Raw genomic sequence first — 22,818 nt, 5'->3', positions numbered from 1 at the left:
TCGGCGGTCCAACTTTCCGCTGCTGTTCATCGGCAAGGGTCAAAGGTCACAGCAACCATACTAATCGATAGCGCCCTTTTGGCCACAACTGGCAGGATAAACTCTATTTTTAGAGTTGCGACTGCGCGATGGATTTAAACGTGCCCCGAGGTGACTATTTGGCGCGCGGGGTCGGCTTGGTCGGTTTACTTTGGAACTGTTTGATGCTGTTTTTATTTTGCGTGCGGCGATTGGCTTTTTTGTCACGCGGAGCGCGCTTACTCTCGCCCGTTGAGGGCTGATCCGTAACCGGGAAACCCTCTAGGTTCTGCACCGGCAATTCACGTTGTGTGAGGTGGCGAATGGCATTGAGCGCTTCCATTTCACCGTGGCACACCAGCGAAAGAGCAAGGCCTTGTTGTCCGGCTCTTGCAGTGCGACCGACTCGGTGTACATAGGTTTCGGCGTGCATCGGTAGGTCAAAGTTGATCACCACTGGCAGTTGTTCAATGTGTACACCGCGCGCTAAAACGTCCGTCGCAATCAGCACTTGGCTTTGGCCATTTTTGAACTGCGCAAGCGCCGCCTCCCGCTCGCTTTGGCTCTTATCCCCATGCAATACGCTGGCAGCGACGCCCGCTTTATTGAGCTTTTTATTTAAGCCATCGGCATGTTCTTTCGCACCAATAAACACCAACACCTGTGGCCATTGCTTTTGCTGTAAAAGCTCAATCAAAGCTTTGGTTTTACTGCCTTTATTGACGAGATAGAGCGTTTCCGCCACATCTTGATTAGTGCTGTTTTGCGCGTGAGCCGCCAGTTGAACAGGGTCTTGCATCAGCTGCGCGACTTTGTGCTTTAGCTCATCCGAAAACGTTGCCGAGAACATCGCGGTTTGTCGTGCACGGGCGGTTTGCTCGGCAATCTTCTGCACTTCAGGCCAAAAGCCCATATCGAGCAGCCGATCCGCTTCGTCCAGTACTAAGTAACCAACTTCGCTCAGCTCTAACCCGCTTTTGATCAGATCCAGCAAACGCCCTGTGGTCGCCAGCAATAGATTCGGCCCTTGCTCCAGCGCTTGCAGCTGCAACTCTTTATCGACTCCGCCAGACAAACACACGGTGTGCAAACCGAGCGCTCGACCAATTGGGCTAAGTGCTTCTGTGACTTGTTGCGCCAATTCGCGCGTAGGCACTAACACCAGAGCCTGCTGCTGAGTATTGGCTTTGAGCTTTTCCAGCAAAGGCAAACCATAAGCGAACGTTTTGCCACTGCCCGTATTGGCTAGCGCTAGCACGTCTTTGCCAGCCAGCATTTCTGGGATCACCAGCATTTGGATGTCGCTCGGCTTAACGATGTTTTTCGGCAAAGCCTGAATCAATTCAGGGCTTAAAGAAAGAGAGGAAAATGACATGGCAACGTACCTAGGCGAAAACAGAAACGGTATAAAGGCGAACTTTACCACGGGGCAATACTGCTGGCTAAGAGTTTACTCACCCCTTTTATCCTCCTGTTAGCCTGACGCGGCGCAGAAATAAACGTAAAATTTCGTGTGCGTCACAACTTTTTCAGCCGTATCTATTTGTTGAGCAATTTATCTGCTAATTTATCTTCAAAATAATGAAGATTAAAAGTTATGACTGTTCAATACATTAGTAAAGAAGGCGCGGCGATCATGAATATCGCCCGCTATTTGATGACCACCACAGAAGGTGATCGCCTGCGCACTATTGAGTCGCTGTCAGAAGAGTTTGTGGTGTCCGTCGGCTTTATTCAAAAGGCGTTAACCACCATTGAACAGCGCGGCGCGGTGGTTTTATCCAAACAAGGGCGCAATGGCACGTTTATCAGCCAGCTCAATTATCGCGAGCTGGTTGTGTGTGCGGGTATCAACAATGTGGTGTGCGCGATGCCACTGCCATATACCCGCCACTATGAGGGGTTAGCCAGTGGTCTAAAAGCCCAGCTTGGCAATTTGCCACTTTATTTTGCCCATATGCGCGGTGCAAGTGTGCGCGCAGAGTGTCTAAGAAATGGCACTTATGATGTGGCGATTATGTCAAAACTTGCTGCGAAACAGCTGGCATCAGGACTGGTCACCGCAATCGATTTAGGCGCAAACTCTTACTCTCACGAGCACCGTTTGATCTATCGCCAAGGGGAGTACGAGCAGATCCGCCGCGTCGGCGTCGATCCCGACTCACCCGACCAAAAAATTCTGACCAGCCAAGCGTTTGAAAATAAAACCATTGAGATCGTCGAAATTCACTACGGCGAAAGTTTAACTCACTTAACCAATGGCGATATTGATGCGGTGGTTTGGCTACCAGAAGCGATCGACATGGAAAAATATGGCCTTGCTGAACAATCTTTGGCGCACTTGCCAGCGTGCAAAGAGGCGTCTCAGGCGGTGATGTTGGTCAACGGCCACGCCCAGCACATTACGATTTTACTGCGCAAACTACTCAAACTTTCTCCACTGCTGGCACATCAGCAAGCCGTGGTGAAAGGGGAACTCACACCCAGCTATTAAAGGTGAACTATGCAACAACGTCTGGATCTCCTGCTGCAAGCCAGCGTCATTTCATCACAAGCCCATCGCGGCTGCGTGAAAGCGTTAGCACTACTCGACAGCACCTTCGCCATCGATCATGCAAGCGAGCAATATCAAATGGCCATCACTCACCTCGCGCGCGCCGCCGACCGAATTTGGCAGTTGCAAACGGTTGAAGAGGGATTGGATCCTGAGGTGCTTGCGGAGATACAAAGCGATCCCCACTATCCGCATCTGTTGCTGCTCCACCAAAAGGTGCTCGATGCGATGGGAATCACCGCTCTGCCAGCCAGTGAAGAGAGCTTTCTGCTCGCGAATCTTTACGCTTTGATGCAAGTGTCAAAGGAGCCAGCGCTATGATAGACGCCACTGGGTATACCTACTGCCACGAACATCTGCATATTGATCTCTCGGAGCAAAAGCACAACCTTGACTGCCGCTTAGACCAATTTGAGCTGCTGTGTGATGAGATGCGTGCCGTGCAACAACGCGGGGTACGTAACATCATCGAAGTCACCAACGCTTTTATGGGCAGAAATCCTCAATTTATTGAAAATTTAATCGATGCGACTGGTATTAATGTGTTGCTCTCAACGGGCTTCTACATCGAAGGCTTCTTTCCACAGGCGCTGTATCAGATGAGTGCCGAGCAAATCGCCCAAGGGATGATTGACGAAATTGAGCAAGGCATTCCCGACTCTCGCCTCAAAGCCAGCCTGATCGGCGAGATTGGCAGCAGTGAAGCCCATTTTAGCCCCACAGAACAAAAAGTGTTCCAAGCGGCAGCCATCGCCCACCTGCACACCGGACGGCCGATTTCCACCCACCAGTCCATGAGCACCATGGGCCGTGAACAGTTGCAACTGCTGCAGCACTATGGGGTTGCGATGGATAAAGTCACCGTGGGCCACTGCGATCTGCGCGACAATCTCGACCATCTGCTGTGGATGCTCGATCAAGGCTGCTATGTGCAGTTCGATACCATAGGCAAAAACAGCTACTACCCCGACAGCAAACGCGCGGCCACGCTTGCGCTACTGTGTGAGCGCGGTTACGAGAAGCAGTTGATGTTGTCGATGGACATCACCCGCCGCTCGCATTTAAAAGCCAATGGCGGGCTGGGATTTAGCTACTTAATGGACGAATTTGTTCCCCTTCTCAAGCAACACGGGATCGATCAAGCACAAATCGACACCCTACTCAGAACCAACCCTGCACGTTTATTCGGCGAATAAGCGTTTGAAATCATTAAGGATAGAAGATGAAAAAAATTGCCATAGCGGGTTTGCAGCGTGAGCAAATCAAACAACAGATAGAGACGGCCTTACCAGATGCCTTTGAATGCCACATTCTCACCGACATGGATGCGGCGGTGAGAGTGAAATCCGGGGAGATGGATTACTTCATCGGCTGTTGCAACACTGGCGCAGGCGGCGCGCTCGCCATGGCGATTGCCATTTTGGGTTATGCCCAGTGCTGCACCATCGCCAAACCATCCATCCAAGCCAAACAAGAAGAGATTCAAAGCTTTATCGATAAAGGTTGTGTGGCGTTTGGTCTCTCATTGGAGCACGTTGAACACGCCGTTCCCATGCTGATTAAACAACTCGCCGCCAGATAAGGAGTCGCTATGGACATTCTGCACATTGGGTTAGTAGCTGCGCTTTGCGCCATGACCGCGTTAGTCGCCAATATGAGCGCAGCCGTGTTCCACGACGGCATTCGGCCAATTCTGCCCCAGTTGTTTGAGGGCAATATGACGCGACGTGACGCGGGTTCGGTTGCATTTGGCCTCTCGATCGGTTTCGTTGCGTCGGTTGGCATCTCTTTTACGCTCTCAACCGGATTATTAAACCCTTGGCTACTGTTTCTTCCGACGGACATTCTTGGCGTTTTGATCGGCAGCCGAGTACTCGCCGCGCTGGCGGGCGGTTTGTGGGGCGTATTGGTGGTCACCTCACTCGCCGGGGTCAATGCGGTCTTAACTGGCTTGCCGATTGATGCGCTGGGCGCACTAGGAGAACTCGGCACCCCCGTTATGTCGGCGTTTGCCCTCTTCCCTCTGTTGGCCATTTTCTATCAATTTGGCTGGAAAGCGGGTGCGATTGCTGCGGGCGTGATCCTGTTTGCTCGTTTGATGATCATGAAATTTACTGGCATCTACCCGGAATCGATCCAGATCTTTGTTGGCATGATGATGCTGGTCTTCTTCGCTATCCGTAAAGATTTGGCCGATCGCCGTGCGGGTATCACCCCTCCCGATATGTCAGGCTTGCACAGCATTTTTGAAGAGCGCAGTAAACGCATCGTCAAACATCTGCCTTTTCTGGCCATCACAGGCGCGCTGATTGCAGCCGTCTCCAACGGTGGTATTTTTGCCGGTTCGGAAGTCTCTATTTATTCACTCGCAGACGCGTTGAAACTCAGCGATCCCGCAGCGAAAGAGGCTGCCATCGGCCAAGTGGCGCTGTCTGAATTTATGCGCGGCCTTGGCTTTATTCCGCTGATTGCCACCACAGCTCTGGCTACTGGTGTTTATGGCGTCGTGGGGATGACATTCGTTTTTGTCGTCGGTTATCTCTCACCGAATATGGCCGTTGCGGCAGGGCTGGGGGCAATCACCATCTGTCTTGAAGTGTTCTTGCTGCGTGCCATTGGGCGTTTCTTAGAGCAGTTCCCATCGATTCGCAATGCGTCGGATAACATTCGTAACTCAATGAATACCTTGATGGAATTTGCGCTACTGATCGGCGGCGTGCTCGCCGTGATGAAAATGGGTTCGACGACAGGATTCACCATTTTCGCCATGCTGTTCTACCTCAATGAAGTGATGGGACGCCCAATCCTGAAAATTGCAGCGCCTGCGGTTGCCGCGATCTTAACCGGCGTTATCTTGAATGTTCTGCATCTACTTGGACTCTTCGCCATTTAATTTAAGCAATCCAATGAGCTGATCGTCGGCTTAATACCAGCAAGTGAAACATCGTTGATGGTTATTTCGCGCGTGCTGACCAAAGTCAGTGCCGGCTCAGCTCATGCCTAAAAAGGGGAAAATATGTTTTTACACGCCTTAGAAAAGCAAAATCCCGACTTAATTACCGCCGCGCTGCGCTTATTTAAACAGGGCCAGATACTGCCAGATAGCACCGTCATTGATGTCGACCAGTTTCTTGCCAACGCCCAGCAGATGCGGCGCGTCGCCAATGAGCTGGGCATAAAGCTTTACGCCATGACCAAGCAGTTTGGTCGCAACCCCAAACTAGCAAAACTGTTAATTGAGCAGTGCGATTTTGACGGTATTGTGTGTGTCGATTTCAAAGAAGCACGCACGCTGGCCGCACAAGGTTTGCCCATCGCCAATGTCGGACATCTGGTGCAGCCGCCCAGCCATTTTATTCCAACCTTGGTGGCGGCTATCAAACCGCAAGTCATTACTGTCTACAGTCTGGAAAAAGCACGGCAAATCTCTGAAGCGGCGTACAATGCAAAAGTGACACAAGGTTTGCTGCTCAAATTCTATCATTCGCGCGACCAGTTGTACGTCAATCAAGAATCGGGCTTTGCGATCGAAGAGCTCAAACAGGTCGTGGCGGAAATTCAGGCCATGCCCAACGTCTATATTGCAGGAGTGACCCATTTCCCCTGTTTTTTGTTTAACCAAACATCACAAAAAACCGAACCAACCCCCAATCTGACCACGCTATTGGAAGCCAAGCTCGCTTTGCAAGCGCTCGGCGTCAACTGCGAGCAAGTCAACGCGCCCTCAGCTACCTGTATTGAAACCTTACCCCTACTGGCTAAATATGGCTGCACGCACGGCGAGCCGGGCCACGCCCTGACCGGTACCATACCCGGTAACGCGGTCAGCCCACAGGCGGAGAAAATCGCCATGCTCTATTTAAGCGAAATCTCTCACCATTATGGCGCCGACAGTTATTGCTTTGCTGGGGGATATTATCGCCGCGGCGCGCTCGAGCATGGTTTGGTCCATTATCGCGGGCAAAACGAGCGCGTACGTGTGTATAACGACGATCACGACAGCATTGATTACCATCTGCGTGTTGCCGGCCACTACCCCATCGGTTCTCCGGTGATCATGGCATATCGCACCCAAGTATTTGTCACCCGCAGTGATGTGGTGCTACTCCGTGGCGTCGCCCAAGGGCAGCCCAAAATCATCGGCAGGTTCGATGCACTCGGCAACCGCATCGACCAAACGGAGGTGTGTGATGGCTAGATGTATCGTGGTGGTACTCGATGGCTTTGGCGTCGGTGAAATGCCCGATGTGGCAGAAGTGCGCCCGCAAGACTGCGGGGCCAATACCGCCGACAAGCTGCTGAACCATTTTCCGCTCAAGCGCTTAGCGACGCTGGAAAAACTCGGCCTGCAAAATGTACTGCGCAATGGCAAATCCGTTATGCAGGCTAACCCCTTAGCCAACACAGGTAAAGCGGAGCTGGCTCATCAAGGCGGCGACACCTTTATGGGCCATCAGGAAATCATGGGCACTTGCCCCAAAGCGCCGCTCGTTCAGCCTTTTCAAGCCGTGTTGCCCGCTATTGAACAGGCGCTTATTGAGCAAGGCTATCGCGTGGAAACCATCACTCGTCAAGGGTTGTCCCTTCTGCTGGTCGAAGGCGCTGTGGTGATTGGCGACAATCTTGAAGCGGATCTTGGACAAGTGTACAACTTGACCTGTAATTTCCATCTGCTGTCATTTTCCGCTTTGCTCGACATCGCACAAGTGGTGCGCTCGGCCAACTCCGTCAGCCGCAACATCGCCTTTGGCGGCCACATTGGCGCTCCAGGACAAGCTGCCAGCATGCAGCGCATCTTCAACGCAATTGAAATCAAACCCAATGGTGCTGGCCAAGATACCTATATTGGCATCAACACTCCGGACAGCGGCGTGTACGACAACGGCTTTCAGGTGGCGCATTTAGGTTATGGCGTTGATGCGACGACTCAAGTGCCGTGGCTGTTGCATCAGCAAGGCATCACTACATGGCTGTATGGCAAAGTGGCGGACATTGTACAAAACCGAAACGGACACTCGTATTTGTCGGTGGTGGATACCGATGAGGTCTTTCGCCTACTCAACCACGACCTCGCGCAGCAAAACGATGGGTTTTTCTGCGCTAATGTGCAAGAAACCGATTTATCCGGCCACCAGCAAGATCCCAAGCAATATTGGCGCATCTTGGAAAAAGCCGATGCGGGTATTCGCCAAGTGATGACGCAGATGGGCGCTGAAGACCTATTGATTGTCATGGCCGACCACGGCAATGACCCATTTATTGGCCACAGTAAACACACGCGGGAACAGGTGCCTTTGCTAGCGTATCGGCAAGAAAAGCAATCGCTGGAGTTGGGACAGCGCAAAACACTATCGGATGTAGGAGCGACAGTGTGCACCTTCTTCGCCGCTGAGTTACCGGAAAACGGGGTAGCGATTGAGGCTTTACTCGATTGATCTCAGAATTCTCGCTACTTTTAAATAGGAAAGACCAACGCTGGGTTGGTCTTTTTCATTTTAAGGCGAAGGTGTTTGAAGAAGAACAAAGCGATCCGTTACAGCACGCTTTTGCGCGTTGGCAAAAATACTTCACCAAGCATACAGCGCACCGAACCGCCGCCAATCTCTTCGATGGTCTTCACATCGAAGGGAAGCAGTTTTCCGTGCGTGGCCAGTTGGTTGCGCTGCGCTTCTGAAAACGCATCATAGGCCGATTGCGACATGGCGATCACCTTGCTGCCGTTAACCGTTTCCAGTTGCAGGAGGTTGCCGCAAAAACGGTTCATCTGCTCGATGGAAATGGAGATCACCTGCTTGTCTTTGGCTAATGATTTCAAGACGAAACGACGCTCAAACTCGGGGATCACTTCATCACAAATCACACAAAATTTCTCGCCAATCGCCATCATCACATTGGTGTGATAAATCGGCTTGCCCGACGGTAAGCGGGTTTGAAAAGAGATCACGCGCGGGTAGCCGATACGTTTGGCATACTCTTCCAGCACCAAGCGATCACAACGTTGTGATAAGGCGGCGTAAATAGTTTTGTTGCAATGATCGATCACCATCACGCCCGTGCTTTCCAAAAATGCCTCATCGTGGGTGTATTGGGTCAGTGAATCTTGGTGGGTCACTTCTCGCCCTGCGGCAGTAAGCACGTCAATCAATGCTTGCGGGCGAACTTCTTCCCGGCGGTTTTCACACGCCATCGGAAAAGTGAAAAAAGCGCCCTCTTCGGTAGTACTAAACCAGTTATTCGGGAAAACGGCGTCCGGCGTTGCGACGGATGACTCGGGGTAGTCAAACTCCACCACTTGCACCCCTTCCTGACGCAGTTTACTCACCATCGCCTTAAACTCCGCCATGGTTTTTTGTCGCACCGCCTCTTGGCCGAGGGAGATTTGGTTCTGAAATTCGTTGTCGCGAGCGGTCTCTTCATTAAAACGAAACTCTTTCGGCGGCACCATCACCACGCAGTTGGCGTTTTGTCGCACGCTCTGTTTCGATAGATTTGTCTCATTCGGTAACAACATCGGTTCATTCCTTCTCACTAGATTAGGCAGATTGTAAAATTAATGTTAACCATGTTTTTACTGATTTTAAGCATAGCATACACCCCCTTCAGTAAGAGTTACTATAGAAGTGAGGGATGACAGAAATATTTATCGACACCCAGCCGATAAATATACTATTTCGTCTCCAGAGTGTCGCCTACGCCGAACCATTGTCTTAAAGCCATAACCAACTAGTTACATTTGCCGCGTCAATCCGTTAGACTACTTTTTGCCCTTCCAAGCCACTCTGTCTCGTTTTACCCGCACTTTCCGTCCGTGTGGGTGCATTACTTTAGGACGCGTTATGTTTAAACGATTTGAAAGCTTTACCAATCCGTTTCCGGCCGGACAGCCGGAGCAGCCACCAGAGGGATTACTGGCATTTTGCCGCTACTACACTCGTGGCTTTGAAAAACCGCTGATTTTGATGTCACTGTTGTCAACCATTGTCGCCATGGTCGAAGTCTCCCTGTTTGGCGCGATGGGCCAACTGGTGGATTGGCTGAGCAATAGCGATCCTCGTACCTTTATCGAGCAAAACCAAAGCGAGCTGATTTACTACGGCTTAGTGCTGTTGGTGGTGATGCCCACGCTCGTCGTGGTTTATTCGCTGGTGGTACACCAAACCCTGCTCGGTAACTATCCGATGTCGATTCGCTGGTTAGCGCACCGTTACCTGCTCAATCAGAGCCTGAACTTTTATCAGGATGATTTTGCCGGCCGCGTCGCTACCAAAGTGATGCAAACATCGCTGGCAGTGCGTGAATCGGTGATGAAAACCATGGATGTGTTCGTCTATGTTTCGGTTTACTTCACCAGCATCATCGTGATGCTGGCGGCGGCGGACTGGCGCCTCATGGTACCGATGCTGTTTTGGCTGCTGATTTACATCGCCATTCAGCTCTACTTTGTGCCGAAGCTGAAAAGTGTCGCTTCTGAACAAGCGGACGCGCGCTCCACCATGACCGGGCGTATCGTCGATAGCTACACCAATATTCAAACCGTGAAGCTGTTCTCGCACAGCAAGCGGGAAACGCAATACGCTGAAAACGGTATGCGCGAGTTTCTGGGCACTGTCTATCGACAAATGCGCCTGGTCACGGGCTTTAACATCGCCGTGCAAGTCACCAACTATGTGCTCGTATTTTCCATCGCGTCGCTCTCTATCTATTTGTGGCTGGGCGGGGCAATCAGTGTCGGCGCGATTGCGATTGCCGTCAGTTTGGCACTGCGTATCAACGGCATGTCGATGTGGATCATGTGGGAAGTCGGCGCGCTGTTTGAAAACATGGGCACCGTGGTTGACGGGATGAAAACTCTGGCAAAACCGATTGCCATCCAAGATAAACCGCAAGCCACTGAGCTCACAGTGACGCAAGGCGGCATCGAGTTTGAAGATGTCAGCTTCCACTACGGCGAGAACAAAGGAGTGATCAACCATCTCAATCTGAGCATCAAGCCAGGAGAAAAAATCGGCTTGGTGGGCCGCTCTGGCGCAGGCAAATCAACGCTGGTTAACCTGTTGCTGCGCTTTCACGATGTGGAAAGTGGCAAGATCAAGATCGATGGGCAGACTATCTCTGAGGTCACGCAAGATTCGCTGCGCGCGCAGATCGGCATGGTAACGCAAGACACGTCACTGCTGCACCGCTCGATCCGTGACAACATTCTTTACGGTAACCCCGACGCCAGCGAAGAAGAGCTGCTGCGCGCCACCAAACAGGCGCACGCCCATGAGTTTATCGAAACGCTGACCGACCCGTTTGGCAATGTCGGCTACGATGCACAAGTGGGCGAACGCGGGGTGAAACTCTCTGGCGGCCAGCGCCAACGCATTGCCATTTCTCGCGTGTTGCTCAAAGACGCACCGCTGCTGGTACTCGATGAAGCGACCTCTGCGCTCGATTCCGAGGTGGAAGCGGCAATCCAAGAGAGCTTGAACGAGTTGATGCAAGGCAAAACGGTGATCGCGATTGCTCACCGCCTCTCGACTATCGCGCAGATGGATCGGCTGATCGTGCTCGATAAAGGCAACATCGTCGAGCAAGGAACGCATCAAGAACTGTTGGATAACAAAGGCATCTACGCGCAGCTTTGGGCCCATCAAACTGGCGGCTTCCTCGCCGACGATTGTCCTGAAGAAAACAGCAAGATCGCCTAAATCCAGTCGAAAAACACCCATTTGTTGCCCCAAGCCCCGTTCATTCGGGGCTTTTTTTTAGCGAAAAACGTGCGCTTAAACCTCCATGCGAGGGTGGCTTAGATCACAAAATGTGATTAAAATCGCCGCACCGATGACTCAACTCAAATCAGATTTTGTACTAATGAACAAAAGCTTAATCACTAATTTGCTGTCGCTTGGCGCTTTGGCTGCGGGCTACGCGCTAAGTAACGATTACCTTCTTTACGCTGGCCTGTTTGCTTTTTCTGGGGCGATCACTAACTGGCTAGCGATTCATATGCTGTTTGAAAAAGTGCCAGGGCTGTATGGCTCGGGGGTCATTCCAGCGCGTTTTGAAGAGTTCAAAGCGGCGATCAAAACCCTGATGATGGAACAATTTTTCACCCGCGAAAACATCGACAAATTCCTCAACAAAGAGATGGCGGGTGGCAAGAGCCTCAATCTTGAGCCGATCATCGCCAAAGTGGATTTCAATCCAACGTTTGATTCTTTGGTCGATGTGATCGCCCAATCGCAGTTTGGCGGCATGCTAGCGATGTTGGGTGGAACAGAAGCCTTGGTGCCACTCAAACAACCTTTCGTAGAAAAAATGCAGGCGGCCATGGTTGAGCTTAGCCAGAGCGATAGCATTAAGCAGGCGTTAAAAGAAGAGTTGGAAGCGCCTGCCATGATGGAAGAGATCCAAGCCAATATTGAAAACATCATCGATCAGCGTCTCAACGAGCTGACGCCGAAAATGGTCAAAGAGATGGTGCAAAAGATGATCAAGCAACATTTAGGCTGGCTGGTAGTTTGGGGCGGCGTGTTTGGTGGCGTAATTGGCCTTATCACTGCGGTCATTGCTTAACGAGCCAGCGCCTGTCGCCGCAAACGAACCTTACTTGCAATTAAAACGCCCGCCAATTTGGCGGGCGTTTTGCAGTATGTCGACCAGAACATTTCGCTACTTTTTCGGCATTTCGAAAGACTGAGAAAAGTCGAGTGAAGGCTTTCCTGAATTGGCGTTTGGCGAAACGGGCTCTTGTTCAACTTCTACCGTATCCGCCAGCAAGGTTTCTTCAAACGCAGCGTCATCGCTAAGTAACTGAGTGTCCGCATCTAGCGGCTTTTCCAACGGAGGGAAGTATGCAGGGCGTTTGTAGACCTTGTTCAGCGCCTTGATAATCGAATGTTTGCCGACTTTGCCCGCTTCCAGTTTCTTCATCAACGGTTTTGCTACCGACTGCAAGCCAACAACGATATCTACACCAATTTTGGTCGCTACTTGATCACGCATCGCCCGGGCTTTTTCATAACCAAAATGCGACGCCAGAAACAGCCACACGTAGGCCAGCGCATTGCCCGTTTTACCGTAATCGCGCCACGCTTCACCAGCATGAAACATCGCTTCTGCACTGCCTTTCTCTGCCGCACGCTCCAGCCAGTAGGTGCCTTTGGTGTGATCTTTACTGGTGCCCAAACCACTTAAATAGCTTAGGCCAAGCTGAATTTGCCCATCGACGCTGCCCAAATCCGCCGCTTTGCGATACCACTCAAAGGCACTATCACTTGATTTGTCTGGGTTTTGATAAGACTGGCTCCAATCGCCCATAAACAGCATGGCATCCAGGTTGCCTTTGGTCGCCGCTTCTTCCACTAAACCGTAACCTTTAGGAATGTTCTTTTCTACCCCACGGCCGTTGACTAAGGCCTTACCCGCTTCAAACTTGGCTCCAAGGTTGCCCTCTGCGCCCGCAATCACCAATCGCCAGAAGTTGGCTTGCTCCTTGAGCACCATATCTTCGCGCATGCGTTCACTGATGCGCACAATGCCATACATGCAATTAATGTTATCCAAACGTGCGCCTTTGTTATACCAATAGAGCGCCTCTTTTAAGTTGGTGCGTTCTGCTTCCTTGGCTAAAAACAAAATGGTTGGAATGTGCCCACTCTCCGCCTTAAAAAGGCGTTCTTGCCGTTCCTGTTCTCGCGCTTTTTCAATCGCCCTGCGATACGCAGCCTCTTTTGCTTTCCTTTCCTGTTCTAGACGCTGCTTCCTTAATGACAGCGAAAACATCCAGACAAAAACCAACAGCAATGAAAGGCTGGTAGCACCAATTGCAACCGCCATCATACTCATAGTGTCATTTCTTTTATCATTGGCTCATCCTAAGCCTAATTAAACCACGCCTCGTGCTAAGTTTAACGGCTTTTATCGCAAATTCTTGAGCTATTCTACGAGGATAGCCAAACGGACGTCGCTTTCTCCAGTCACTTGCTCCCTAGCTCTACGCCCCCACAAGGATGAGTTCAATGCATTTCATATTCGCTAAATTAGCCGCTGACCAACCCTACATCTGCAAGTGAATAAACAATGAAAAAACAAAAATATTCAGTTTATCAAGTTTTTACTCGCCTTTTTGGCAACCAATGTGCCCGAAATCAGCCTTGGGGAACGTTAGAAGAGAACGGCGTCGGCAAGTTCAGTGACTTCAATGACGACGCGCTTGCGGCGATCAAACAACTGGGTATTAGCCATATTTGGTACACAGGTGTTCCGCATCACGCTTTGGTGCGCGACTACCAAGCCTACGGCATCAACAACGATCACCCGGCAGTGGTAAAGGGGCGGGCGGGCTCCCCCTATGCGGTCAAAGATTACTATTCGGTCAACCCAGATCTGGCCGACAATCCGGCCGAACGCATGGCGGAATTCGCCGCGCTGATTGAGCGCACTCATCATCACGGCATGCGCGTTATCATCGATATCGTGCCGAATCATGTCGCACGAAAGTATCATGGATTAAACAATCCTGAAGGAGTGCGTGACTTTGGTGCTGACGACGACACCTCGGTCGAATATCACCGCGACAACAACTTCTACTACATTCCCGGCCAAGCGTTTCAACTGCCGGATATTCCAGCGCCGTTTTCTCCCCTTGGCGGCGAAGCGCACCCGCAATTGGCACAGCCGTATGAGGAATTTCCCGCCAAGTGGACCGGCAATGGCTCACGACTTGCCAAACCCAACTTTGATGACTGGTACGAAACGGTCAAAGTGAACTACGGCGTGCGACCCGATGGCAGCAAAGATTTCGCCGAACTGCCAGCCGATTACGCGCAGCGTTCGTTTGAGGAACACTTTGCCTTTTGGCAGCAGCAAGAGGTGCCGAGCTCTTGGCGCAAGTTTCGCGATATCACGCTGTTTTGGCTCGATTTTGGCGTCGATGGTTTCCGTTACGACATGGCGGAAATGGTCCCTGTCGAGTTTTGGAGCTATCTCAACTCACACATTAAGATGCGCAACCGCGATGCGTTTCTGATGGCAGAAGTGTACCAACCTCATCTCTATCGCGATTACATTCATCTGGGCAAAATGGACTACCTGTATGACAAGGTAGATTTGTACGACGGGCTAAAAGCGGTAATTCAGGGCAAAGCATCTACGGCGATTATCGGTGAAATTCAAGCCAAGATGATGGATATTGAGCACAATATGCTGCATTTTCTCGACAATCATGACGAGCAGAGGCTGGCCCACGCCCAATTTGCTGGCGACGCCGATTATGGTCGCCCGGCCATGTTGGTCTCGGCGCTGCTGAGCAGTTCTCCCAGCATGATCTATTTCGGCCAAGAGGTCGGCGAGGCGGGCAATGAACACGCGGGCTTTGGCCTGCCAAGTCGTACCTCGATTTTTGACTACATCGGCGTGCCGGAACATCAGAAATGGATGAACAACGGCCTGTTTGACGGTGGCCTGTTAAGCGACAAACAAAAAGCGCTACGCGCCTTTTACGCCCGCTTACTCAACTTCAGCCTCGATTGCCCTGCGCTGTGTGGCGAGTATATGGATCTCTATCCACTTAACCAAAGAGCACTCGGCCAGCATTGCCATCTGTTTGCTCGCTTTGATCAGCAAACGCTGGTCTTAGCGGCGAGTAATTTCTCTGCTGATCTGAGTAATACGTGCCATGTGACGCTGCCTGAAAAGTTGCTCAGCCAGTTCGGCCTGAGCGACGGAAGCTATACACTCAGCGATGCGGTTGGCGAGCAAGCCGACATTCAGTTGCAAGTGCAACAAGGGCAAGGGGACGTCTGGATTGAACTGCCGCCCTTTGCGGCCAGCGCTTGGGTGTTGCAACAATAAACGGCAACGCGACATAGCCAAATTCCACCAAGATTGGCGAGGCAATATTTAGTTTTTGGGCTTGTTCACAAATTCGCATTAAGGTGACAAGCCCATTGACTTGATAACACGGTTTAGAAGCCTCGCTACAGAGTGTGATATCGATTTTTCCTATATCACTGCATCGCTTAGCTATTTCTCCCGCCACAAAAGAGACGTTAATATTCCACTCAGAACATATTAAACGGAATAATAACAATGAAACGAGTCATCAAAACCCTTTCTGTCTGTACGCTTGCAACCTTGATTGCCACGCCGGTCATGGCGATGCAAGAGGGCGAAATCACCATCTGGATCAACGGCGATAAAAGCTATGAAGGTCTGGCGCAAATTGGCAAACAATTTGAGCAAGATACTGGCGTAAAAGTGATCGTCCAGCACCCAGAATCACTGGAAGCCAAGTTCCAACAACATGCGGCCACAGGCGGCGGCCCAGACATCATCTTCTGGGCCCATGATCGTTTCGGCGGTTACGCGGAAGCGGGCCTGTTGTATGAGATCAAGCCAAGCAAAGCGTTTAAAGAGAAGCTGGTTGATTTCAGTTGGGACGCCGTGACCGTCAACGGAAAAATTGTCGGTTACCCATTGGCGATTGAAGCGCCTTCGCTGATTTACAACAAAGACTTACTGCCAAACCCGCCCAAAACTTGGGAAGAGCTGCCTGCGATTCAAAAGCAGATGCAAAAGCAAGGCAAGAAAGCCATCATGTGGGACATCAAAAACGCCTACTTTACTTGGCCGGTGATCTCCTCAGGCGGCGCGTTTGCCTTTGAGAAGATCGACGGCGGCTACAACGCCAAAAGCACTGGCGTGAATAACTCCGCCGGCGTGGCAGGCCTGCAGTTCCTCGTCGACATGGTTAACCAAGGCGTGCTCAACCCAGACATGGATTACTCTGTCTCGGAAGCCGCTTTCACTAAAGGCGAAGCGGCAATGACCATCAACGGCCCTTGGTCGTGGGGCAACTTGGACAAAATGAACGTCAACTACGGCGTGGCCGTTTTGCCTACTTTAAACGGCGGCAAAGGCAATCCGTTTGTTGGTATTCTCAGCGCGGGCATCAACGCGGCCAGTCCAAATACCGATCTTGCAGTGGAGTTTTTAGAAAACTATCTGTTTAAAGACGACGCGCTGAAAACCATGAACGACGACAAACCGCTTGGCGCGGTGACGTTGAAGTCATTCCAGAAAGTGCTAGAGAGCGACGATCGCATCAGATCTACCATGATCAACGCGGAAAATGGCGAAATTATGCCAAACATTCCGCAAATGACCGCTTACTGGTTTGCTGAAGGCGCCGCGATTGATAACGCCATGCAAGGCAAACAGAGCGTTAAACAAGCGCTGGATACCGCAGCCAAACAGATCACTAAATAACGATTTCATCGTATCCTTGGCACAGTTCGCTGTGCCTTTTTTCGTTTTTGGGAAGAAAATTATGCCTATGCCCACTTTATATTTAAAAGGCACCTTTAACGGTTGGGGACTTGATACCCCCTTTGTGCCTATTTCTGACTCACAGCTGCAAGTCAGCGTGGTGTTTTCCGCCGACCGCCATCAATACAAAATTGCCGATATGGATGGCAGCGCGCAATGGACACTGGCCGCGCATCCAACCAAAGCAGTGGCGCTTAATCTCGATCAGCCACAAACGCTGATCAGCACCCAAGGCATCGGCAACGATCTCGCCTTTACTCCCAGCCAAACTGGCCGTTTTACCTTGACGCTGGACTTATCCGGCCCCGCCCCCACGCTGACCATCACTTCTGGCGCAAGCAACCAACAAGCGCTCGCCCAGCGCGCGCTGCTTGATAGCGCGCTCAAGATCGATTGCGATCCGCTGCCAGCGCTCAACACGCGTCACGGCGCGCTCTCGGCCAACGAGCTGTTCGATACCCTCGCCATTGAAGAGACGGGTTCCTTTGCGTTTGTGTTTGGCGACAACGTCGATGGCTACTACGAAGGGCGCAGCCATTGCTTTGTTGGCGCGGGCCGTTATCGACATCATCAAGGTTGGTACTTAGGCGGCTTCGCCGCTTTTGTCGATGGCAAACTGCTGGATAAAACCCAAGCGAGCAGCGCACGTTTACTCCCTTACGGCATTGAGCACCAGTTTGCCAGCCATAGCCGAGATCGCCTCTCGATGGCGGCAGGGCAACGCTTGGTGACACTCAGCGTCGAAAGCCAAACCGAGGCGGTGCTGTCGCTGCTGCCAGAGCTCAATCTCGGCCTCAACGACTGCACGATTGAAGCGATTGACGACATGGTATTGATTGCGGTGAAACCTGAGCTGTGCCCAGAAGGCGCGCCACGCTTTATCGCCATCAGCGCCAATCAGGCCATTAGCGCCAAAGAGGCCAGCTTTGATGCGTATCCCGTGCTCGACACCGCTGTGCATCTCAACGGGCAAAATTGCAAACTGATGTTTAGTACGGTTCGAGCATGCGCTCAACTGAGTGTTTATCTCTGCTTTGAACACAACTCAGCAGAGGCGCTGCACAAGGCCAAACTGGCCGCCAAACAGCACGCCGAAAAGCAGCATCAACAGCAAATTTATCAGTTCCTGACCGACAATTACCTGTGGTGTGACGATGTGCAATACAACCGCGCGGTGATGTGGGCGAGGCTCGCCAGCCGCACGTTTGTCAGCCATGAATTTGGCGCTGGTATTTGGGCCGGTTTACCGTGGTTCAAAGATTGCTGGGGTCGCGATACCTTTATTGCCCTTTCCGGCACGTCACTAGTAAACGGCGCGTTTGACGAAGCACGTGAGATCATCAATAACTTTGCCGCCATGCAAAAGAAGGATCTGGATGACGTCAATCATGGCCGCATTCCCAATCGCGTCACCAGTAAAACCAACATCATTTACAACACCACCGATGGTACGCCGTGGATGATTCGCGAAGTGATGGAATACATCCACTACAGCGGAGATATGACATTTGCCGAGCAGATCTATCCTGTGGTGAAACGCTTTATCCAAGGGGTAGAAAAGCACTATTTAAGCGACGATGGCTTGATGTCGCATCGCGATCCGGATACGTGGATGGACGCCAAAATCAATGGCCAGATCCCGTGGTCGCCACGTGGACCGAAAGCCAACGACATTCAGGCATTGTGGTTTGAAAGCCTGCAAACTGCCGAACAACTGGCTCTTTGGCAAGGTGATGAGGCGTTTGCTCAGCACTGCCACCAGCTCGCCACCAAAGCGCAACAGAGCTTTGTCGCGAAGTTTTGGCAACCAGAGATTTGCTGTTTAGCCGATTGCCTGCGTGATAGTGAAGAGGCCGATCTCAGCCAGCGCCCCAATCAGTTGATGACATTAACCATCCCGATGAAACGTAACTTGCTTGCTGCCGAGATTGGCCAGCATTTAGTTAAAAACAGCGTTGAGCAGTTGCTCTTTCCATGGGGCATTTGTTCTTTGGCGCAAGATCACCTCGATTTCCACCCTTATCACGACAATCGCAGCGAATATCATAAAGATGCGGCTTACCACAACGGCACCATTTGGGGCTGGAATGCTGGCTTTACCGTCAGTGCTTTGTGCCAATTCAAGCAGCAAGATTTTGCCTATAAGCTGAGTAAAAATCTCGCTCAGCAGATCTTAACCCAAGGGCATCGTGGCACCATGAGTGAAAACCTCGATGCGTATCAATCAGATGAAAACGCCTTGGTGATGACAGGCACTTACGCGCAAGCGTGGTCGGTCTCTGAGTATGCGCGCAACGCACAGCAAGATTATCTCGGCTTTACGCCGCGCCTCGCCGAGCAGCGTATTATTTTGCGCCCTACCCTGCCAAGCGCTTGGCAGCAGTTCAAAGCGCGCCTGCCCTTTGGCCAAGATAATGCGCTGTGGTTTGAGATGACAAGCAACGAGGATGGCATTATTTACAGTGTAAAAGCCGAGCGTGACGAGCCATCGATCACCTTGCTGCTGGAGTTGGAGACGAGCGACAAACATCTGCAAATAACGGCAGCGCTGCAAAGCGAGCAGCAGGTGACTATCCGCGATGGCGAGGTCACTTTATCCCCGAGCGATGTGCACTGCGTCGAAAGCACTGCGGTGCACTATCCATTGCTCGATGGGCTCAGCTTTGCTCAACCGGACTGGCAACGCGAGCATCCAGCGCTGACGCAAAGTGACTACTTGCTGCAAAAGCGCATGGCGGAGAAGCTCAACATCGCACAGGATTAAACACAGCAGAATAGATCTCGACCAATAAAAAGCACTGGCAACCCCAGTGCTTTTTATTGGTGGCTTATTATTGATTGGCGTTCAAGCTCAAGCCTTTTCGGCAGACAAAGCCCAACGCGCAAAGTGTGGAAAGCGCAGTGACCAAGCGAGCTCATTGTGCTGATGACCAGCCCCTTCGATGTACTCCACCTCAAGGTTGGTTTTGTTTTGTAGCAGCGCGTGCATATCGCGCGAGCCTTGCAGATAGACTTGGGCAAAATCACTGCGGGCGTGATCGCTGGTTTCGTCGCTGCCCATATCCATATAAATGCGCATTGGGCAAACAAGCGTGGTGCGTTCGACCAAATCAAACATCGCTTGGCGATTAAACCAGAACGCCGGAGAAAAAACACCCAAAACGCCAAATACCGCCGGGCGCGTCATTCCCGCATACAAGCTGATGTAACCGCCCATCGAACTGCCCGCAATGACAGTGTGCTGGCGGTCGCTCAACGTCCGATAATGCTGGTCGATGTATGGTTTGAGCGTCTCTGCGAGAAAACGCACGTACGCTTCGCCTTCTCCACCAGAGGCGTGCAGCCCCTGTATATCGCGCCCGGGCAACTCAAACTGTGCATCCATTTGCCACGGCGAGTATTCATTAAAGCGACGTAGATCCTCTCCACAATCGATGGCGACCACAATCGCGCCCTCTCCTGATTGCTCATGCAGCGCATCTAACGTCTCCCCAACCCGCCAACTGCGGCCATAACTGGCTGTGGCATCGTCAAACACATTCTGTCCATCCTGCATGTAAATGACCGGATAGCGGCGCAAAGTGGTGTGATAGTCACGTGGCAGATAGAGACGAATGGCTCGCTCGCGCGCCAACTGCGGCAAGTGAAAAGCATCCAGAATCTGTAAACGTTCAGGATCAAATGCCATGACAAGCTCCTTAAAAATAAGACGCTCACAAGGAGCGTCTAAAAACGAAGGGATTTATTTCATCTGATTGACCGCGCGGACAAACGTCTCTTGCGCGCCGGGAATATTGAGCGCTTTGGCTTCATCCAATAGGCTCAGCGCTTTAGGAATATCGCCTGCCGCCACCGCTTGTTCAATCGCAGACAAGTAAAACTGCTGCGACTCTGGCTGTGCTTGAATGGTTTTTTCTACGACTGGCATTTGTACCGATTGTACGGTTTCTGCCGCGCGGAATGGACGCAATTTACGCGTCTCAACCTGCAACTCAATACGTCCGCCTAAACGATAGGTATAAACCGGATCAACCACCATCGGCATGACTTCACCAAATTCTTTGGCGCGTATTTTCGCAGGATGGTCAACCGTCACTTGTTTGCCCAATTGATCGGCGGGAGTGTAAATCACAAAGTACGGGGTTTGCTCTGCGTTGGTGGTGAATTTTTCAATATAACGTGTGCGGGTGAAAGCATCGGACGGCAAAATCTGGAAATCTTGCAGTTTTAAGGTCTCAACCACTTGAAACTGGTTATCCAGCAGCAGCACTTCTGGCGCAAACACCGAGTCATCAATCATCAGACTGGAGAGCGTCACCGTGACATCGCCGCTGCGCTCGCTAAAGCGAAATGCCGCAAAGTGGCTATTGCCCGCAGAAAAAGTGCCCACTGGCGAGGCAAGATCGACATCAAATTTGAAATCTTCGTTATCGTTCAGCTGAGCGTAAGGAAACTGAGCAAAATCGGTGCAACAGACTTCAGCATTAGTCGGAGGAGTAAGTTCTGTTTGCACCTTGGCATCCGATGCACAACCGGTAAGCAAGGCACCCAGCACGACTGCTAACAAAGAGTGTTTGTTTTTCATTTTATTTCTCACTATAGGTTGTAGGATACAAAGTCAAAAAGGCAGCCCGTGGGCTGCCTTTAATACTAAATGGTTTAGAACCAAATTTCAGTGTGGACACCAAAGACAAATTGGTCTTTTCCGTTTTCGATACCAATAACACCCGCACTAGTCTCATCATCCGCTTTGATGTAGCTGATGTAAGGCTTAACTTGTGGACGACCAAAGTAATCTGAGTTTGCTGTAAATGCGGTCGCAATCTCTAAGTTGATAACTTTCGTCTCATCCGCGTCTTTTCCTCGACCCCAATCACCTGGCTTGCCAAGCTCTTCATTGCCATAAGATGCTGTCGCTTCTAGACGAACATTGTCGCTTAGTTTGTAAGAAGGACGAGCAGCTAAAATCCAACGAGTAAGGTCTTCTTGCCCAAACAGGGTATCCAAGCTTGTGAAGTATGTTGCTTCCGTACCTAGTTGCATCTTATCTGAGATGTTCAATACACCGTAAGATGTGAAGAATAGAGACTCAGCTTTGTCATCACCGCCTGACCAGCCACCGAAGTTCACACCGCGGTTTTGCATTACACCTTTACCGTATGCAATCGCGGTTTGAGTCCAACCGTCTAGGCCGTAGTAGCTTGTATTTAGAGTCACCGATGCGCCGACGCCGTCATCATCTTTACCATCTTTTGCTTGGCGACCAAGTTTTAGGTCGAAATCAAGGCTACCAATACCAGCATCAACACCGTAGAAGTACAGGTCAATAGAAGAGTTGGTTTGACGAGTATTATTCGGATTTGCACTTCCTGCATCAGGATCGGCCATTACGTATGCAATACCTGCAGTTTTGCCTGCAAGTTTAGTTTGAATACCCGCACCGATACCTGAGGATTGCTTCCAGAATTCACCCGATAGGATACCTGCGCTACGGTTTAGAAAACGTTGGCCACCCCAAATAGAAGTGTCTTCGCCTAGAATGCCACCGAGCTCAACAAACGCTTCTTTCACTTCAAACTGAGCTGTATCGTTTGCTTTTTGGCTACCAGAAGAAGAATACGCGTAAGAGTTACCGTTACCGTACTCAGCACGTAAATTATAATCCGCCCATACACCGTTCTCGTATTCAGTGTGTTTTTTCACTGTAAACTCAACTTGGTTAGTACTCTTACCGTGAGTACCAGCCGTTAGGTAGTCAGGTTTACCAAATTCAGTATCAGTGGTGGTGCCATCAACAACACGCACGTTCGAAGACATGTAACCGTGAACTTCCCATCCGTCGGTTGTAACGTCAGTACCAACAGCAAAGGCAGTACCCGCTGCTAACGTAGAAGCCACTGCGGCAGCGATCAAACTTACTTTTTTCATTC

The 22,818-nt window shown here is 51.1% G+C and carries 18 protein-coding genes; 12 read left to right on the top strand and 6 right to left on the bottom strand.

Annotated features, from left to right (window positions below):
- Positions 1-154: 154 nt before the first annotated feature.
- Positions 155-1,393: a DEAD/DEAH box helicase gene (locus tag EA26_RS08585; protein WP_039426747.1), complete on the bottom strand. Its 1,239-nt coding sequence runs from the start codon at positions 1,391-1,393 to the stop codon at positions 155-157.
- Between the two features lie 222 nt (positions 1,394-1,615).
- Here EA26_RS08585 and yhfZ point away from each other — a divergent pair, with 222 nt between their 5' ends.
- The 7 genes from yhfZ to EA26_RS08550 all read left to right on the top strand — a co-directional run bounded on the left by yhfZ (position 1,616) and on the right by EA26_RS08550 (position 8,007).
- The gene (gene yhfZ, locus EA26_RS08580; protein WP_039426745.1) at positions 1,616-2,512 is read left to right on the top strand and encodes a GntR family transcriptional regulator YhfZ; all 897 of its coding nucleotides are present in this window, start codon (positions 1,616-1,618) and stop codon (positions 2,510-2,512) included.
- 9 nt (positions 2,513-2,521) lie between these two features.
- Positions 2,522-2,893, top strand: coding sequence for a hypothetical protein (locus EA26_RS08575; protein WP_039426742.1), 372 nt, complete (start codon positions 2,522-2,524; stop codon positions 2,891-2,893).
- Positions 2,890-3,768 (top strand): phosphotriesterase family protein, encoded by an 879-nt coding sequence (locus tag EA26_RS08570; RefSeq protein ID WP_039426739.1) that lies wholly within the window; start codon positions 2,890-2,892, stop codon positions 3,766-3,768. Before EA26_RS08575 ends, EA26_RS08570 begins: the two co-directional genes overlap by 4 nt.
- Positions 3,769-3,794: 26 nt before the next feature.
- Complete coding sequence (locus EA26_RS08565; RefSeq protein ID WP_039426736.1) at positions 3,795-4,154, top strand: DUF2620 domain-containing protein; 360 nt, start codon at positions 3,795-3,797, stop codon at positions 4,152-4,154.
- Between the two features lie 9 nt (positions 4,155-4,163).
- A complete protein-coding gene (locus tag EA26_RS08560) occupies positions 4,164-5,465 on the top strand; it encodes a YhfT family protein (RefSeq protein ID WP_039426734.1) in 1,302 nt (433 codons plus the stop codon).
- Positions 5,466-5,588: 123 nt separating this feature from the next.
- Positions 5,589-6,770 (top strand): YhfX family PLP-dependent enzyme, encoded by a 1,182-nt coding sequence (locus EA26_RS08555; protein WP_039426731.1) that lies wholly within the window; start codon positions 5,589-5,591, stop codon positions 6,768-6,770.
- A complete protein-coding gene (locus tag EA26_RS08550) occupies positions 6,763-8,007 on the top strand; it encodes a phosphopentomutase (RefSeq protein ID WP_039426730.1) in 1,245 nt (414 codons plus the stop codon). Before EA26_RS08555 ends, EA26_RS08550 begins: the two co-directional genes overlap by 8 nt.
- Positions 8,008-8,105: 98 nt before the next feature.
- Here EA26_RS08550 and EA26_RS08545 read toward each other — a convergent pair whose 3' ends face one another.
- The gene (locus EA26_RS08545; protein ID WP_039426728.1) at positions 8,106-9,083 is read right to left on the bottom strand and encodes an arginine deiminase-related protein; all 978 of its coding nucleotides are present in this window, start codon (positions 9,081-9,083) and stop codon (positions 8,106-8,108) included.
- Between the two features lie 325 nt (positions 9,084-9,408).
- Between EA26_RS08545 and EA26_RS08540 the strand changes: the two genes are divergently transcribed.
- Complete coding sequence (locus EA26_RS08540) at positions 9,409-11,265, top strand: ABC transporter ATP-binding protein (RefSeq protein WP_039426724.1); 1,857 nt, start codon at positions 9,409-9,411, stop codon at positions 11,263-11,265.
- 163 nt (positions 11,266-11,428) lie between these two features.
- On the top strand, positions 11,429-12,133 hold the full coding sequence (locus EA26_RS08535) for a DUF445 family protein (RefSeq protein WP_039428907.1): 705 nt from the start codon (positions 11,429-11,431) through the stop codon (positions 12,131-12,133).
- Positions 12,134-12,229: 96 nt separating this feature from the next.
- On the opposite strand, the gene EA26_RS08530 is transcribed toward EA26_RS08535, so the two are convergent.
- The gene (locus EA26_RS08530; RefSeq protein WP_039426721.1) at positions 12,230-13,405 is read right to left on the bottom strand and encodes a tetratricopeptide repeat protein; all 1,176 of its coding nucleotides are present in this window, start codon (positions 13,403-13,405) and stop codon (positions 12,230-12,232) included.
- Between the two features lie 234 nt (positions 13,406-13,639).
- Between EA26_RS08530 and EA26_RS08525 the strand changes: the two genes are divergently transcribed.
- The 3 genes from EA26_RS08525 to EA26_RS08515 all read left to right on the top strand — a co-directional run bounded on the left by EA26_RS08525 (position 13,640) and on the right by EA26_RS08515 (position 19,652).
- Entirely contained in the window at positions 13,640-15,412 is a 1,773-nt protein-coding gene (locus tag EA26_RS08525) for an alpha-amylase family protein (protein ID WP_039426718.1), read from the top strand.
- 237 nt (positions 15,413-15,649) lie between these two features.
- Positions 15,650-16,828 carry a maltose/maltodextrin ABC transporter substrate-binding protein MalE gene (gene malE, locus EA26_RS08520; protein WP_039426715.1) on the top strand — a complete coding sequence of 393 codons (1,179 nt, stop codon included), beginning with the start codon at positions 15,650-15,652 and terminating at the stop codon, positions 16,826-16,828.
- Positions 16,829-16,889: 61 nt separating this feature from the next.
- A complete protein-coding gene (locus EA26_RS08515; protein WP_039426713.1) occupies positions 16,890-19,652 on the top strand; it encodes an amylo-alpha-1,6-glucosidase in 2,763 nt (920 codons plus the stop codon).
- An 87-nt stretch (positions 19,653-19,739) separates the two neighbouring features.
- Here EA26_RS08515 and EA26_RS08510 read toward each other — a convergent pair whose 3' ends face one another.
- From EA26_RS08510 to EA26_RS08500, 3 genes are all read right to left on the bottom strand, one after another.
- Positions 19,740-20,576 (bottom strand): alpha/beta hydrolase, encoded by an 837-nt coding sequence (locus EA26_RS08510; protein ID WP_039426710.1) that lies wholly within the window; start codon positions 20,574-20,576, stop codon positions 19,740-19,742.
- A 54-nt stretch (positions 20,577-20,630) separates the two neighbouring features.
- On the bottom strand, positions 20,631-21,473 hold the full coding sequence (locus EA26_RS08505; protein ID WP_193244173.1) for a MalM family protein: 843 nt from the start codon (positions 21,471-21,473) through the stop codon (positions 20,631-20,633).
- A gap of 74 nt (positions 21,474-21,547) precedes the next feature.
- Positions 21,548-22,816: a carbohydrate porin gene (locus tag EA26_RS08500; RefSeq protein WP_193244172.1), complete on the bottom strand. Its 1,269-nt coding sequence runs from the start codon at positions 22,814-22,816 to the stop codon at positions 21,548-21,550.
- Between the last annotated feature and the right edge of the window lie 2 nt (positions 22,817-22,818).

The sequence above is a fragment of the Vibrio navarrensis genome, assembly GCF_000764325.1.
Classification (GTDB): Bacteria; Pseudomonadota; Gammaproteobacteria; order Enterobacterales; family Vibrionaceae; genus Vibrio; species Vibrio navarrensis.
This window is presented reverse-complemented; position numbering and strand designations above follow the sequence as displayed.

What these genes read in the sequence shown, in the direction of transcription:
- EA26_RS08585 (WP_039426747.1), bottom strand. Translation starts at nt 1,393, where the DNA reads ATGTCATTTTCCTCTCTTTCTTTAAGCCCTGAATTGATTCAGGCTTTG.
- yhfZ (WP_039426745.1), top strand. Translation starts at nt 1,616, where the DNA reads ATGACTGTTCAATACATTAGTAAAGAAGGCGCGGCGATCATGAATATC.
- EA26_RS08575 (WP_039426742.1), top strand. Translation starts at nt 2,522, where the DNA reads ATGCAACAACGTCTGGATCTCCTGCTGCAAGCCAGCGTCATTTCATCA.
- EA26_RS08570 (WP_039426739.1), top strand. Translation starts at nt 2,890, where the DNA reads ATGATAGACGCCACTGGGTATACCTACTGCCACGAACATCTGCATATT.
- EA26_RS08565 (WP_039426736.1), top strand. Translation starts at nt 3,795, where the DNA reads ATGAAAAAAATTGCCATAGCGGGTTTGCAGCGTGAGCAAATCAAACAA.
- EA26_RS08560 (WP_039426734.1), top strand. Translation starts at nt 4,164, where the DNA reads ATGGACATTCTGCACATTGGGTTAGTAGCTGCGCTTTGCGCCATGACC.
- EA26_RS08555 (WP_039426731.1), top strand. Translation starts at nt 5,589, where the DNA reads ATGTTTTTACACGCCTTAGAAAAGCAAAATCCCGACTTAATTACCGCC.
- EA26_RS08550 (WP_039426730.1), top strand. Translation starts at nt 6,763, where the DNA reads ATGGCTAGATGTATCGTGGTGGTACTCGATGGCTTTGGCGTCGGTGAA.
- EA26_RS08545 (WP_039426728.1), bottom strand. Translation starts at nt 9,083, where the DNA reads ATGTTGTTACCGAATGAGACAAATCTATCGAAACAGAGCGTGCGACAA.
- EA26_RS08540 (WP_039426724.1), top strand. Translation starts at nt 9,409, where the DNA reads ATGTTTAAACGATTTGAAAGCTTTACCAATCCGTTTCCGGCCGGACAG.
- EA26_RS08535 (WP_039428907.1), top strand. Translation starts at nt 11,429, where the DNA reads ATGAACAAAAGCTTAATCACTAATTTGCTGTCGCTTGGCGCTTTGGCT.
- EA26_RS08530 (WP_039426721.1), bottom strand. Translation starts at nt 13,405, where the DNA reads ATGAGTATGATGGCGGTTGCAATTGGTGCTACCAGCCTTTCATTGCTG.
- EA26_RS08525 (WP_039426718.1), top strand. Translation starts at nt 13,640, where the DNA reads ATGAAAAAACAAAAATATTCAGTTTATCAAGTTTTTACTCGCCTTTTT.
- malE (WP_039426715.1), top strand. Translation starts at nt 15,650, where the DNA reads ATGAAACGAGTCATCAAAACCCTTTCTGTCTGTACGCTTGCAACCTTG.
- EA26_RS08515 (WP_039426713.1), top strand. Translation starts at nt 16,890, where the DNA reads ATGCCTATGCCCACTTTATATTTAAAAGGCACCTTTAACGGTTGGGGA.
- EA26_RS08510 (WP_039426710.1), bottom strand. Translation starts at nt 20,576, where the DNA reads ATGGCATTTGATCCTGAACGTTTACAGATTCTGGATGCTTTTCACTTG.
- EA26_RS08505 (WP_193244173.1), bottom strand. Translation starts at nt 21,473, where the DNA reads ATGAAAAACAAACACTCTTTGTTAGCAGTCGTGCTGGGTGCCTTGCTT.
- EA26_RS08500 (WP_193244172.1), bottom strand. Translation starts at nt 22,816, where the DNA reads ATGAAAAAAGTAAGTTTGATCGCTGCCGCAGTGGCTTCTACGTTAGCA.